Here is a 13,897-nt window from a genome sequence, read left to right as displayed (position 1 = left end):
GCGCCGCCCGCCGACCGAGGCGGGCCCTTCCGCGCTGTCGCCGCCATGCCGCCTCCTGCCCGACTTCCCCGTCACGCGGCCCGTTCCCCCGAATCCTCCGCCGGTCCACGGCGGCACGGACATCCGATGTCCCGATCTCCTAATCCCGGTCGGATGGATCGACATATAGCGTCGGCCTCCTCATGATCGAAGACATCGCACGCCCCGCCGCCCAGGGGCTGGCCGGCTCCGCCGACATCTGGGTGGTGCTGCTCATCGCCGGAGTGGCCGTCCTGGCCGGAGCCGCCGTCCAGAGCACCGTCGGCCTCGGCCTCGGCCTGGTGGCCGCGCCGGTCATCTCCTTCCTCGACCCCACGCTGATGCCCGGGGCCATGCTCATCGCCGCCGTCCTGCTGCCGGTGCTCACGCTCCTGCAGGAGTGGCGGCACGTGGACTGGAGGGGCATCGCCTGGGGACTGCCCGCGCGCCTGCCGGGCACGGTCGTGGCGGTGTGGGTGGTGGCCGTCCTGGCGCCCCGGGCCCTGGCCGGGGTCGTCGGCGCCATGGTGCTCGCGGCCGTGGCGCTGTCGGTGTGGTCCTTCCGGGCGCGCATCACCCCGGTGTCCCTGGTGGTCGCCGGATGCCTGTCGGGGTTCGCCGGGACCGCGACCTCCGTGGGCGGGCCGCCGATGGCGCTGCTCTACCAGCACGAGCCGCCCGCCAGGGTCCGGGCGACGCTGGCCGCGTTCTTCCTGTTCGGGGCCGCGCTGTCGCTGACCGCGCTGACGCTGGGCGGGCAGATGGACACCCGCACGCTGGTGGCCGGGGTCGCGATGATCCCGTGCGTGGCCGTCGGCTTCGGGGTGGGCAACCTCCTGCGCCGGTGGGTCGACGCGGGGTGGCTGCGCCTGGCGATGCTGTGCGTGGTCACCGCCTCGGCGCTGGGCCTGCTCGTGCAGGCCGTCCTCGGCTAGGGACACGCCCGGGGACGCCGCGCGCGGGAGCGGGTCACCGCCGAACACGTCCTGGCGCGCGCCGCGCGGACGGTGCCCCAGCACGGCAGCGGCCGTATCGCGTCCCAAAGGCGGTAATGTACGCCCAAACCGAGGGCGGGCCGTCGACGCGCGGGGTGCGGCTCACCGCGTGGGGCCGGTCCGTGCGGGATCCGCGGCCCCCGCGAGGCCGACCTGGGCGGGACCCGTGGGATCCGGCCCATAAACTCGGGTATGTATACCTGCCGGTAGCCGGCTCCGGACCCACGTCAGGGGCCGGGCGGGGCACAGTTGACGGACACGCTGGACGAGGGGACTGACGAGACAGTGGCACTGTTCGAGTCGATACAGAATCCGGAAGCGCTCAAGAGGCTTCCGGCCGACCAGCTCCCTGCGCTGGCCCAGGAGATCAGAGACTTCCTGGTCGTCTCCTGCGCACAGACCGGCGGCCACCTGGGCCCGAGCCTGGGCGTGGTCGAACTCAGCATCGCCCTGCACCGCGTCTTCGAGTCTCCCAAGGACCCGATCCTCTTCGACACCGGCCACCAGGCCTACGCGCACAAGGTCCTCACCGGGCGGCACGACTTCAGCAACCTCAAGTCGGAGGGCGGCCTGTCCGGCTACCCCTCGCGGGCCGAGTCCGAGCACGACTTCATCGAGAACTCCCACGCCTCGACCGCCCTGTCCTACGCCGACGGCATGGCCAAGGCCAACGAGGTCCAGGGCCGCACCGACCGCACCGTCGTCGCGGTGATCGGGGACGGCGCCCTGACCGGTGGCATGGCCTGGGAGGCGCTCAACAACATCGCGGAGCGGAAGAACCGCCGCCTGGTCGTGGTGGTCAACGACAACGGCCGCTCCTACTCGCCCACGCGCGGCGGCCTCGCCGACCACCTGTCCTCCCTGCGGCTCGCCCCCGGCTACGAGCAGGCGCTCGACCTGGCCAAGACCACCCTCAACCGCACCCCCGTGGTCGGCCAGCCCCTCTACGAGGCCCTGCACGGCCTCAAGAAGGGCGTCAAGGACGCCATCCAGCCGCAGATGATGTTCGAGGACCTGGGCCTGAAGTACCTCGGCCCCATCGACGGCCACGACGAGCAGGCCCTGGAGAAGGCGCTGCGCCGCGCGCGCGACTTCGGCGGCCCGGTGATCGTCCACTGCATCACCCAGAAGGGCAAGGGCTACGCCCCCGCGGAGAACCACGACGAGGACCAGTTCCACGCGCCCGGCCCCTTCGACGCCGCCACCGGCGAGGCCAAGCCCGGCCCCAACGTCGTCAAGTGGACCTCGGTCTTCGCCGACACGATGGTGGAGATCGGCCACGAGCGCGAGGACGTCGTCGCCATCACCGCGGCCATGCTCCACCCGACCGGACTGCACAAGTTCGCCGCGGCCCACCCCGACCGCATCTTCGACGTCGGCATCGCCGAGCAGCACGCCGCCACCTCGGCGACCGGCATGGCCATGAACGGCCTGCACCCCGTGGTGGCCGTCTACGCCACCTTCCTCAACCGCTGTTTCGACCAGGTGCTCATGGACGCCGCCCTGCACCGCCAGGGCGTCACGTTCTGCCTGGACCGGGCGGGCGTCACCGGCAACGACGGCGCCAGCCACAACGGCATGTGGGACATGTCCATCCTCCAGGTCGTGCCGGGCCTGCGCCTGGCCGCTCCGCGCGACGCCGAGCGCCTGCGCACCGCACTGCGCGAGGCGGTCGCCGTCGAGGACGCGCCGACCGTGGTGCGCTACCCCAAGGGCGCCGTCGCCGAGGACCTGCCCGCCCTGGACAAGGTCGGCTCGATGGACCTGCTCCGCCGCGCCACCGAGGGCGGCCGGTCCCGCGACCTGCTCATCGTGGGCGTGGGGACGATGGCCCAGGTCGCCTGCGAGGTCGCCGACCGGATGGCCGACCAGGGCATCGGCGTCAGCGTCATCGACCCCGTGTGGGTCAAGCCCCTGGACAGCGCCCTGGTGGCCGAGGCCGCCGAGCACAGCGTGGTCGCCGTCATCGAGGACAACGGCCGCACGGGTGCGGTGGGCGACGCCGTGGCCCGCCTGCTGCGCGACAACGACGTCGACGTGCCGGTGCGCACGTTCGGCATCGAGCAGGAGTTCCTGGACCACGCCAAGCGCGACCGCATCCTCCAGCAGCAGGGCCTGACCCCCCAGGAGCTGTCCCGCAAGCTCACCGAGGCCGTCCTGCGGCGCACCGAGGCCGGCCAGGGCCACGAACTGGCCGACGAGACCGCCTGACCTCCCCCCCCCCGCACACGTCCGTGAGGCCGTCCCGCCGCCGGCGGGACGGCCTCACGGCGTCCGGGCCCTCATCCCCGGCCCGCCGATCCGTCGATGCCTCGGCCCGAGGCCCGGGCCGCCTCTCCTTCCTCGGCGCGCACCTCCACGGCCGCGCCCGCCAGCAGCACCTGCCCCAGGACGAGCGGTGCCATGACCGGCACGGCCGTGCAGACCACCGCCGCGGCGACCACGGCCAGGACCACCAGGGCCGACCCGTGGAGGTCGCCGGTGATCCGGTCGGCCCCGGCGCGGGCGGCGTCGCGCCAGCCCATGCCCGGGCGCCAGCACGCCGCCATGCGCAGCAGGGCCGCTGCGGCCGCCACCACGGCGACGGCGGCGGCGACCGACCACGCCTGGGCTCCGGGCAGGCCCGCCCCGGCCGCTCCGTACCCCACCAGGAGCAGGGCCGCGGCCGCCGGCGGCAGGAGCAGGACGGGCGGGCCCGCGCGCAGGGCCTCGCGCAGGCGCACGGCGAACAGCGCGGCGCCGGCCGGGCCGGTCCGCGACTCGCGCAGGACCGAGCACCCGGCGGCGACCGCCGCCAGGGCCGGGACGACCAGCAGCGCGGCCAACGCGGTCAACAGCCCCACCAGCAGGGACTCCGCGAACAGGCCCAGGCGTGGGAACACCTCACATCACCCCTTCAGGCCCGAGGTCGCCATGCCGTCGATGAGGTAGCGCTGGAAGGCGGCGAAGAACAGCAGGACCGGCAGCATCGACAGCACCGACAGCGCGAACATCGGGCCGAAGTTGGCCACCGACTCCTGGGTGTCGACGAACAGCCGCAGCGCCAGCGGCAGCGTGTAGTTGTCCGGAGAGGACAGGTAGATCAGCTGCTGGAAGAAGTCGTTCCAGGTCCAGATGAAGGTGAAGATCGCCGTGGTGATCAGCGCGGGCCGCAGCAGCGGCAGGATCACCAGGGTGAAGATCCGGAAGGGTCCGCAGCCGTCGATGCGCGCGGCCTCGTCCAGGTCCTGGGGCAGCTGCCGGACGAACTGCACCATGAGGAAGACGAAGAAGGCGTCGGTGGCCAGGAACTTCGGCAGCACCAGCGGCCAGAAGGTGTCCACCATGCCCAGCTGCTGGAAGATCGTGTACTGCGGGATCAGCACCACGTGGTACGGCAGCATGATCGTGGCCAGCATGAACGCGAACATCGGCGCTCGCAGGCGGAACCGCAGGCGGGCGAAGGCGTAGGCGGCCAGTGAGCAGGTGATGACGTTGCCCACCACCGCTCCGGCCGAGATGAGCGCGGTGTTGAGGAAGAACCGCCACACCGGGACGCCCACGCGGGGTTCGAGCGCGGACGCGTAGTTGGCCCACTCCCAGGTCCGCGGGATGAGCGCGACGCTCGTGACGATCTCGCGGCTGGGCTTGAGGCTGCTGGCCAGCATCCACGCCAGCGGGTAGAGCATGACCGCCACGATCGCCAGGACCAGCGCGTGCCAGGCGAGCCTTCGCATGCGTGCGGGCGTCATTTCTTCTCCCCCGCGTAGTGCACCCAGGAGCGGGCGCTGCGGAAGATGAGCCCCGTCACCAGGGCGATGCCCAGGAGCAGGAGCCAGGCCATGGCCGAGGCGTAGCCCATGTTGAACTCCACGAATCCCTTCCGCCACAGGTAGAGCGTGTAGAACAGCGTCGTGTCGCTCGGACCGCCGGTGCCGCCGCTCACCACGAAGGCGGCGTTGAACACCTGGAAGGCGTTGATGGTGTTGAGGACGAGGTTGAAGAAGATCACCGGCGAGAGCATGGGGACCGTGATCGCACGGAACCGCTGCCAGGCGTTGGCGCCGTCCACGGAGGCGGCGTCGTAGAGCTCCTGCGGGATCTGCTTGAGCCCGGCCAGGAAGATCACCATGGGCGCGCCGAACTGCCACACGATCAGCAGCACCAGCACGGCCAGCGCCAGCTGCGGGTCGTTGACCCAGCCGCGCGAGGGCATCCCGAACAGTCCGGAGAGCTGGTCGGCCGGCCCGTCGGCGGTGAACAGCGAGCGCCAGACCAGGGCCAGCGCCACGCTGCCGCCCAGCAGCGAGGGGGCGTAGAACGCGGAGCGGTACACGCCCGACATCCGGCTCGCCCGGTTCAGCAGCAGGGCCACGCCGAGGGCGGCGGCGAGCTGGATCGGGACGCCGAAGACGACGAACCGCACGGTGGCGAGCACCGAGTTGCCGAACCTGGCGTCGTCGGTGAGCATTCGCTCGTAGTTCTCCAGCCCGATCCAGTTCGGTGTGGAGAAGAGGTCGTAGTCGGTGAAGGACAGGTAGAGCGAGGCGAGCATGGGGCCGAGGAACAGCAGCAGCGCGCCGAGGATCCATGGGGACAGGAAGAGGTATCCGGTCGCGGGGTGGTCGCCGTAGGTGCCGCTCCGCCGCCGGCGGGGGCGGGCGGCGGCGGAGCGGGTGAGCGGAGTGGTCATGTGGCCGTTCAGTCCTGGTTGTCGGCGATGACCTGCTCGGCCTCGGCGTAGAAGGCGCGCGCCTGCTCCTCCGGGTCGGCCCGGTCGAACATGACGTCCTCGTAGTAGGCCGTGAAGAGGTCGAACAGGGCGCTGGCGCCCTGCGGCGGGGCGGGCGGACCCTCCTTGAGCTCGGGGCCGACCAGCTCCTCGTACTCGTACACCTGCTGCCAGGCGCCCTCCAGGTCCCCGGAGATGTGCTCGCGGTTGGTCTGGTTGGCGGGGAGGCCGAAGGTCATGCCCAGCGCCTCCGCGGCGGCGGGCTCGTTGACGACGTAGTCGATCAGGGCCAGGGACTCCTCCTCGTGGGAGGTGCGGGCGCTGGCGCTGATGAGCATGGCGGGCTCGGCGTACAGGCCGAGGGAGTCGGCCTGGGGGAGCGGGGCGAGGGCGAAGTCGCCGTCGAACTCGTCGGCCTGGTCGGGCGCGAAGGTCGAGTCCGGGGTGAACTCCGAGGCCGAGTGGCGTTGGACCATGGGCGATCCGGCGGTGGTGTCGTTGGTGATCTCGCCCGGGGTCGTGGCCCCGGCCTCGCGGAACTCCGTGGCCATCTCCCACCACTCGACGACGTCGTCGGCGGTGTAGCCGAGCTCGCCGTCCTCGGTGTAGAGGGACTTGCCCTTCTGGCTGAGGTAGACCTTGAACCAGGACTCGATGCCGCCGAAGTCGCTGGCGCCGTAGACGTCCTCGTCGGTGTGCTCGGAGACGGTCTGGGCGGCTTCGAGGTAGTCGTCCCAGGTCCAGCCGAGTTCGGGGGCCTCGGCCCCGGCCTCCTCCCACAACCCCGGGTTGTAGGGCATGGTGATGGTGATCTGGCTCATCGGCAGGCCCCACAGGTGGTCGCCGTCGGTGCCCAGCCCCATGACCTCGGGGGTGATGTCGTCGGTGCGCACGCCCTCGCCGACGTGCGGTGCCAGGTCCATCACGACGTTGCGTCCGGTGTACTCGCGCAGGTGCCGGTCGCTCATGAGGAACACGTCGGGGGCGTTGCCGCCGGCCATCTCGGTGTTCATCCGCTGCCAGTAGGCGTCGTACTCGGCGACGGTCGTCTCGACCTGGATGCCGGGGTTGTCGTCCATGAACGCCTGGACGGCGCCCTGGACGATCTCGTAGCGCTCGTCGCTGCCCCAGATGGCGAAGCGCAGGGTGGTCTCGCCGTCCTCCGAGCCCGAGCCGCCGCAGGCGGTCGCCAGGAGGGTCAGGGCCAGCGCGGTGACCGCGACCGGTGTCTTCTTCACGTGGATCTCTCTCGTCTGGCCAGGTCCGGACACACGTCGCTCAATGGTGAGCAAGCGCTTTCCAAAACCTGGGGGGTGGCTGGTGGGAGGCTCCTCGGTTGGTGGAGCACGCGGATCGGGCTCCGAGGGGTGTCCGAGTCCGGTGCGTCCTTGGATTTAAACGTCTTAATGCCGGGTGGACAAGACCCTGGGGCCGAGTGAACGGCGGAGGTCGGGTGGCGCCCCGGTGGTGCGCGAAGGTCGGTAGGGGGCCTGTCGTACCAGGTGGGGAGCGTTGTCGCGGTTTCTGGCAGGCGGCTTTCCTGTTACCTGATCGCAATGAAGTGGATCACATCGGCGTCCACCGCTGAGGAGTCCGTCGGCGCGCGGGCGAGCAGATGGTTAATACGTTTTAAGTTGGCTCGGCGTGCTCGCCGCCCGAGCGTTACGGGCCGCTCCGCCGCCATGGCTGCGACAATGGCGCCATGACCTCACCCGCACCCGAGCGGCCGCGCACCGACGGCGCCGGTCCGCTGCGCGTCGCCGTCATCGGCTCCGGACCGGCGGGCGTCTACACGGCCGACGCCCTGACCCGGCAGACACGTGTCCCCGTCCGGGTCGACGTCATGGACCGCCTGCCGACGCCCTACGGACTCGTGCGCTACGGCGTCGCCCCCGACCACACCAAGATCAAGGGCGTGGCCCGCGCGCTGCGCACCGTCCTGGAACGCCCCGAGGTGCGCTTCGTGGGCGGCCTGGAGTTCGGCACCGACCTCTCCCGCGAGGACCTCTCGCGCGTCTACCACGCCGTGGTCTACGCGACCGGCGCGAGCGTCGACCGCCGCCTGGGCGTGCCGGGGGAGGACCTGCCCGGAAGCGTCGCCGCCACGGACTTCGTCAACTGGTACTGCGGCCACCCCGACAGCGAGCTGGAGCGGTTCGTCCTGGACGCCGAGCGGGCGGTGGTGGTCGGCGCGGGCAACGTCGCCCTCGACGTGGCGCGCATCCTGGCCAAGACCGCCGACGAGCTGCGCCACACCGACATCCCCCAGCCGGTCCTGGACGTCCTGGCCGCCAGCCGCGTACGCGAGGTCCACCTGCTGGCCCGCCGCGGCCCCCTCCAGGCCCGGTTCACCGCTCCGGAGCTGCGCGACCTGCTCGACCTGCCCGGCGCCGACGTCCACGTGCGCGCCGACCAGGTCGACATCGACCCGGCCCAGGTGGGCAGCGGCGGCCCGGAGCTGCGCGACGTCTCCCGCGCCGCGCGGACCAACCTCCGCCTGCTCTCCGAGCTGGCCGGGCGAGCGCCCAGGGGACTGCCCCGAAGCGTCCACCTGCACTTCTGGTCGCGCCCAGTGCGGATCCTGGGCACGGACCGGGTGCACGGCGTCCGGGTCGAGCACACCCGCCTGGACGCCGAGGGGCGGATCGAGGGCACGGGCCGGACCACCGACCTCGACGCCGGGATGGTGCTGCGCTCGGTGGGCTACGCCGGGGTGCCCCTGGAGGGCGTGCCCTTCGACGACCGGCGGCGCACGGTGCCGCAGGAGGACGGACGGGTGCTGGACGCCGAGGGAGCGGTGGTCCCGGGCGACTACGTCGCCGGGTGGATCAAGCGCGGCGCCACGGGGGTGATCGGGACCAACAAGTCCGACGCCGCCGCCACCGTCCGGTCCCTGCTCGCCGACTCCGACGCCCTGCTGGCCGCGAGCCCGGACACGGTACCGCTGGAGCGGCTGCTGGACGAGCGCGGGCTCGCGCACTACGACTACCAGGACTGGCTGCGCATCGACACGGCCGAGGCCGACCAGGCCCGCGACCTGGAGCGCGGCGAACGGGTGAAACTGCACGGCTGGGACGCCTATCGCGAGGCGGCCCGGCGCTCGGGCGCCCGGTAGACGGGGCCTTCGCGCCTTCCGGTGCACGCCCTCGTTCCTCGGGAGTGCACCTCCAGGCCCTCCAGGACCCGTCGGCGCCCTCGCCGTGCTTTCTTTGGGCCTCCGCTCGTTCCTCGCTTTGGCCCGGCCAACCCCCCTGTGGTCCCGTGCGCGCGGCCGCTCATCTTCACCCCCCGGGGGGCGCGGCACGGCGCCCGGTAGACGGGGCCTTCGCGCCTTCCGGTGCACGCCCTCGTTCCTCGGGAGTGCACCTCCAGCCACTCCAGGACCCGTCGGCGCCCTCGCCGTGCTTTCTTTGGGCCTCCGCTCGTTCCTCGCTTTGGCCCGACCAACCCCCCTGTGGTCCCCGCGAGAGGGGCCGTTCACCTTCGCCGCCTGGGGGCGGGGCAGGGCGGCCGGTAGACGGGGCCGTGCCTTCTTTGGGCCGCCGCTCGTTCCCACACCGTCGCCCGCCACCACCCTCAACGGACGCCTGCGGCGCGGTCCTCCTTTGGCCCGGTGGTTCGGGGCGCTTCACGCCGGGGCCTTCGTCGTCGCTACTGCCTTGCTCGTTCCTCGCTTCGGCCCGACCAACCCCCTGTGGTTCCTGTGAGAAGGCCGTTCACCTTCGCCGCCCAGGGGCGGGGCACGGCGGCCGGTAGACGGGGCGCGCCTTCCGGTGCACGTGCTCGGTCAGAGGACCTGGTCGTCGTCGGCGCCGTAGGTGTTGCAGCTGCCCACGGTCGGCTGCGACCAGCCCTGTTCCATCCAGAAGGCCCGGTTGACCGCGGTTCCGTGCGTGGGCAGGTCGCCGCCGCCGTTGAAGTTGGCGTTGACCACTTCGAGGGTGTCGGCGCCGCCGTCGGTGATCCCGCGGAGCCCGATCCCCGCCATGCACTCGGCCTGGAGCTCGGTCCGGCGCAGGGCGTCGAGCTCGTCGGCCTCGCTGGTGGCGGACGTGCGCAGGTCGTGGCTGATGCGCAGGATGCCGGTGGCGTACTGGATGTGATGGCCGTACTCGTGTCCCATGAGGGCCAGCCACACCTGCTCGCGCTCGTCCGGGAGCACCTGGGCGCCGAGTTCGCGCACGTTCGGCAGGACCACGGTGATCCGGGTGAAGTCGCCCTCGTAGTAGGCGAGCGTGTAACCCTCGGCGTCGGCGGGATCCGGCGACTCCGTGGTGACCGCGAAGTCCGGTGCCTCGGCCGTCAGGCCCAGATCCGTCAGCACCGGTGCCCAGAGCTCCTCCAGGCAGCCGCCGGCCGCGGTCGCGAACTCCTCCCAGGACTCGTCGGACTCCGACCGCAGCTCGGGGGTCTCGCAGTCCACGGGCTCCGGCATGGCGGACTCGTACAGGGGGTGGTCGGCCAGGTCCACCGTGACCGGGTTGGGCGGCGCGGCCAGGGCGTCGTCGTAGTGGACCGACAGGTCGGTCCCTCCGGTGGGTGGCTCCTCGCGCGGGGTCGTGACGACGATCAGGACGCTCGCGGCCAGGGCGGACAGCGCGACCGCGGCGGCCACGCCCGCGCCGAAGAGCACGCCCGCGCCGCTCTGACCGGACGGGGGCGCGGGAGGCGGCGGCACCGGCCGCGGCGCGGGCGGCAGGTGCCAGGCGGGCGGCTGGAAGGCGCCGTAGCCCTGCGGCGGGGCCGGGTACGCGGGCGGGGCGGGCCGCGGGGCCTGGGCTGCGGGGCCGGGGCCCTGCGGGCCGGAGGGCACGGCCCCGGGCGGTTCGCCGCCGCCGGGTCGGTTCTCCACGGGGTCTGTCCTCGCTATCGTTCCGACGCACCGGGCTGGCCGGTTCGGCGCGCGAATCCGGCAAGTGTCGCAGAACTCCAGTATGGGGCCTAATCCGACGAGTCGCTCGGACGCGCGGCCGTGCCGCCCCCGTCGCCGGGCGGTGTGTAGCGCACGCCCAGCCCGGTCAGGACGTCGAACAGCTCGGCCTCGAACAGCGGCGTCATGTCGTGCATGGCGAAGTGCATGTGCTCGAAGACCTCCATGCACACCACCCCGTACAGCCGCACCCAGCACGAGGCGAGGACCTGGACGGCGGCCACGGGAATGTGGTCGGTCCAGATCCCGCAGGTGTCCGCGAACGAGCGCAGCTCCCGCGCGAGGTCGTCGGGAACGCTCGCGTCGTCGGGCAGGGGGAAGCGCCGTTCGGCCAGCAGCCGGTCGAAGAGCGTGAAGAACGTGGCGCCGAACCGGCGGCCCGCCTCCACCGCGGGGGTGATGTCGGCCTCGGGGGCCGTGCGCGGCCCGAACATGATCGCGAACTCCGCGCGGTGCGTGGTCGCCCACGAGCGAAACGCGCGCAGGGAGCTGAGGATGCGCTGGTCGGTGTCGTGGTCGGGGACGCCGGCGTCCGCGGCGGCGACGGCGGACGCCAGTTCGTCGAAGAGGTCGGCGGTGACGGCCACGAGCAGGGCGTCGATCCCGGGAACGTAGCGGTACAGGCCGGGGGCGGTCATCCCCATCTCGCGGGCGACGGCGCGCAGGGACACGCCCGCGGGGCCGTGCTCGACCAGGTGGCGCCGGGCGGTCTCCTTGATCTCCAGGAGTGTGGCTTCGCGCACACGCTCCCTCCGGGTGAGGGGGCTCGTGCCCGTCGGTGGCGCCGGGACCTGCGGTGTGGTCATGTGCTGCGGAACACCCCGTCTCCACGCGCCGGTCGGTGGCGCGTGACTCGACAATGCGACATTGACATCGTAACGCCCGAACGCTTTAGTGAACACCGTTAGCTCACACTGTTCACCCACACGAAGACCGTTCGCGGAGGGCGACGCATGCGCACACACATGGGGATCTTCGGGCGCCTGGGGCTGGCCGCCCACCGACGCCGCTGGTGGGTCCTGGTCGCCACGGCGCTCTTCGCGGTCTTCGCCGCGGTCTGGGGCTCGGCGGTCTTCTCCGATGTCAGCGAGAGCGGCTTCGAGGACCCCGACTCGGAGTCGTCGCGGGCCGTGCGGCTCCTGGAGGACGAACTCGGCCACGATGACGTCGACGTCGTCGCGGTCTACCGCAGTGACGAGATGCGCGTGGACAACCCGTCCTTCGCGGCGGCCGTGCAGCGGGTCGTGGACGCGCTGCCCGAGGACGCCGTGGCCGAGGCCGACACCTACCTCGACGAGGACCTGGGCGAGACCGAGCGCGGCATGCTCGTCTCCGAGGACATGCACGCCACCTACGTGCCGGTCACCCTGTCCGGCGCGGACCACACCGAGCGCCTCCACCAGTACGACGAGGTCGCCGAGGTCCTGGAGTCCAGTCAGCTCGACGTCCACCTGGGCGGTCCCGTCGCGGTCGAGAGCGAACTCTCGGCCACGGCCGAGAGCGACGTCGTGCGCGCCGAACTGGTCACGCTGCCGATCCTGCTGCTCCTGCTCGTGCTGATCTTCGGGGGCCTCATCGCGGGGCTCGTGCCCCTGGCCGTCGGCGGACTGGCCATCCTCGGCTCCCTCACCGCCCTGCGCGCCCTGACCTACGTCACCGACGTGTCGGTGTTCGCGATCAACGTCGCCACCATCCTCGGCCTGGGCCTGGCGATCGACTACGGACTCTTCCTCGTCAGCCGGTTCCGGGAGGAGACCGGCCGCGGCCGGTCGATCGCCGAGGCGGTGGGCCGGACCGTGGACACCGCGGGCCGCACGGTGGCCTTCTCCGGCGTCACCGTGGGCATCGCCTTCGCGGGCCTGCTCTTCTTCCCCCAGCCGATCCTGCAGTCGATCGGCTGGGGCGGTATCGCCGTCGTGGCCTTCGACCTGATCGCCGCACTCGTCTTCCTGCCCGCGCTGCTGTCCGTGGTCGGGTCCCGGATCGACAGCCTGCGCATCCCTTTGCCGCGCCGCACCCTCACCGGCGCCGTGCACGAGCGGGCCGGGGGCTGGGCCCGGCTGGCCCGTACGGTGATGCGCGGCCCCGCGGTCTCGCTGGTCGCGGTCGGCGGCGTGCTCCTCGTCCTCAGCTCGGGGCTGGCCTCGGCCCAGCTCGGCTCCACCGACCAGCGCTACCTGCCCGAGGACGCCGGGAGCCGGATCGCGACCGAGTCGCTGGCCGACGACTTCCCCGCGGGCGGCCTGGGGCGGCTGCACGTGGCGGTGGTCGGCGACGTCGCCGAGGACGACCTGGCGGACTACGCCGAACGGCTGGCGGACCTGCCCGAGGCCGCCCTGGCCTCGGTGGAGCGCACCGGGGACGGCATCGCGCACGTCCTGGTCGCCTACGAGGGCGAGTCGGACTCGCCGGAGATCGAGGGCCTGGTCGCCGACGTGCGGTCCGAACCGCTGCCCGAGGGCGCCGAGGAGTCCCTGGTGGGCGGAGTGGCCGCCATGCAGACGGACAACGTCGCGTCGATCGTCGAGTCGGTGCCCGTCACGGTCGCCTTCGTGGCCACGGCGACCCTGCTGCTGCTCTTCCTCGCCTTCGGGTCCGTGGTGCTGCCGGTCAAGGCGGTCCTGATGGGCGCCCTGTCGCTGAGCGCGTCCCTGGGGCTGGTCGTGTGGGGCTTCCAGGAGGGCGGCTTCGCGGCCGTGCTCGGGTTCGACGCCGTCGGCACGATCGACCCCACCTACCTGGTCCTGATCACCATCGTCTCCTTCGGCCTGGCGATGGACTATGAGCTGTTCCTGCTCAGCCGGGTGCGTGAGGAGTACCTGCGCAGTGGGGACAACACCGCGTCGGTGGCGCTGGGCCTGCAGCGCACGGGGCGGATCATCACCAGCGCGGCGCTGCTGCTCGTGGTGGTCCTGCTGGCGATGGGAACCTCCGGCCTGCTGTTCCTGAAGGTCATCGGGATCGGCCTGGCGCTGGCCGTGGTCGTGGACGCCACACTCGTGCGTGCCGTGATGGTGCCGGCCACGATGCGCCTGCTCGGCGGCGCCAACTGGTGGCTGCCGCGGCCGCTGCGGTGGGTGCACGACCGCATCGGCATCTCGGAGGGCGGGGGCGAGGAGGACGAACCGGAGGCGCCCACCGCGCGGGAGCGCCGCGGCCGGGAGCTGGAGCGCATCTGACGCGGCGTGACGAGCGGGGCGGCGGGCGCTGAGGCCCGCGCCCGCCCGAGGTCGCGGACGGCCC

10 protein-coding genes are annotated in these 13,897 nt (G+C 72.3%); 4 read left to right on the top strand and 6 right to left on the bottom strand.

The window, feature by feature from the left end; all coding sequences use genetic code 11:
• Nucleotides 1-182 precede the first annotated feature (182 nt).
• Together ADL05_RS25625 and dxs are read left to right on the top strand one after the other, a co-directional pair.
• Complete coding sequence (locus ADL05_RS25625) at nt 183-953, top strand: sulfite exporter TauE/SafE family protein (protein ID WP_053619565.1); 771 nt, start codon at nt 183-185, stop codon at nt 951-953.
• Between the two features lie 345 nt (nt 954-1,298).
• Entirely contained in the window at nt 1,299-3,224 is a 1,926-nt protein-coding gene (dxs, locus tag ADL05_RS25620) for a 1-deoxy-D-xylulose-5-phosphate synthase (protein WP_053619564.1), read from the top strand.
• Nucleotides 3,225-3,295: 71 nt separating this feature from the next.
• Here dxs and ADL05_RS25615 read toward each other — a convergent pair whose 3' ends face one another.
• The 4 genes from ADL05_RS25615 to ADL05_RS25600 are packed head-to-tail and all read right to left on the bottom strand — an operon-like array spanning nt 3,296 to nt 6,962.
• Complete coding sequence (locus ADL05_RS25615; protein WP_053619563.1) at nt 3,296-3,895, bottom strand: hypothetical protein; 600 nt, start codon at nt 3,893-3,895, stop codon at nt 3,296-3,298.
• Nucleotides 3,896-3,901: 6 nt separating this feature from the next.
• Complete coding sequence (locus ADL05_RS25610; RefSeq protein ID WP_053619562.1) at nt 3,902-4,744, bottom strand: carbohydrate ABC transporter permease; 843 nt, start codon at nt 4,742-4,744, stop codon at nt 3,902-3,904.
• Complete coding sequence (locus ADL05_RS25605; protein WP_053619561.1) at nt 4,741-5,685, bottom strand: carbohydrate ABC transporter permease; 945 nt, start codon at nt 5,683-5,685, stop codon at nt 4,741-4,743. The genes ADL05_RS25610 and ADL05_RS25605 overlap by 4 nt, the downstream gene beginning before the upstream one ends.
• A gap of 8 nt (nt 5,686-5,693) precedes the next feature.
• A complete protein-coding gene (locus ADL05_RS25600) occupies nt 5,694-6,962 on the bottom strand; it encodes an ABC transporter substrate-binding protein (protein ID WP_053619560.1) in 1,269 nt (422 codons plus the stop codon).
• A gap of 464 nt (nt 6,963-7,426) precedes the next feature.
• On the opposite strand from ADL05_RS25600, the gene ADL05_RS25595 reads away from it, so the two are divergent.
• A complete protein-coding gene (locus ADL05_RS25595) occupies nt 7,427-8,839 on the top strand; it encodes an FAD-dependent oxidoreductase (RefSeq protein WP_053619559.1) in 1,413 nt (470 codons plus the stop codon).
• 672 nt (nt 8,840-9,511) lie between these two features.
• On the opposite strand, the gene ADL05_RS25590 is transcribed toward ADL05_RS25595, so the two are convergent.
• Both ADL05_RS25590 and ADL05_RS25585 read right to left on the bottom strand, forming a co-directional pair.
• Nucleotides 9,512-10,576: a neutral zinc metallopeptidase gene (locus tag ADL05_RS25590; protein WP_231640907.1), complete on the bottom strand. Its 1,065-nt coding sequence runs from the start codon at nt 10,574-10,576 to the stop codon at nt 9,512-9,514.
• Nucleotides 10,577-10,665: 89 nt separating this feature from the next.
• A complete protein-coding gene (locus ADL05_RS25585; protein ID WP_053619558.1) occupies nt 10,666-11,460 on the bottom strand; it encodes a TetR/AcrR family transcriptional regulator in 795 nt (264 codons plus the stop codon).
• Between the two features lie 147 nt (nt 11,461-11,607).
• Here ADL05_RS25585 and ADL05_RS25580 point away from each other — a divergent pair, with 147 nt between their 5' ends.
• Nucleotides 11,608-13,833: an MMPL family transporter gene (locus ADL05_RS25580; protein WP_053619557.1), complete on the top strand. Its 2,226-nt coding sequence runs from the start codon at nt 11,608-11,610 to the stop codon at nt 13,831-13,833.
• Nucleotides 13,834-13,897: the final 64 nt, after the last annotated feature.

The organism is Nocardiopsis sp. NRRL B-16309 (assembly GCF_001279585.1).
Lineage (GTDB): Bacteria > Actinomycetota > Actinomycetes > Streptosporangiales > Streptosporangiaceae > Nocardiopsis.
Note: the sequence above shows the minus strand (reverse complement) of the source record. Positions and strands in the feature narration are given on the sequence as shown.

Bases quoted from the DNA above. Each gene is read 5' to 3' on its own strand.
- ADL05_RS25625 (WP_053619565.1), top strand. From the start codon at position 183: ATGATCGAAGACATCGCACGCCCCGCCGCCCAGGGGCTGGCCGGCTCC.
- ADL05_RS25610 (WP_053619562.1), bottom strand. From the start codon at position 4,744: ATGACGCCCGCACGCATGCGAAGGCTCGCCTGGCACGCGCTGGTCCTG.
- ADL05_RS25605 (WP_053619561.1), bottom strand. From the start codon at position 5,685: ATGACCACTCCGCTCACCCGCTCCGCCGCCGCCCGCCCCCGCCGGCGG.
- ADL05_RS25595 (WP_053619559.1), top strand. From the start codon at position 7,427: ATGACCTCACCCGCACCCGAGCGGCCGCGCACCGACGGCGCCGGTCCG.
- ADL05_RS25585 (WP_053619558.1), bottom strand. From the start codon at position 11,460: ATGACCACACCGCAGGTCCCGGCGCCACCGACGGGCACGAGCCCCCTC.
- ADL05_RS25580 (WP_053619557.1), top strand. From the start codon at position 11,608: ATGCGCACACACATGGGGATCTTCGGGCGCCTGGGGCTGGCCGCCCAC.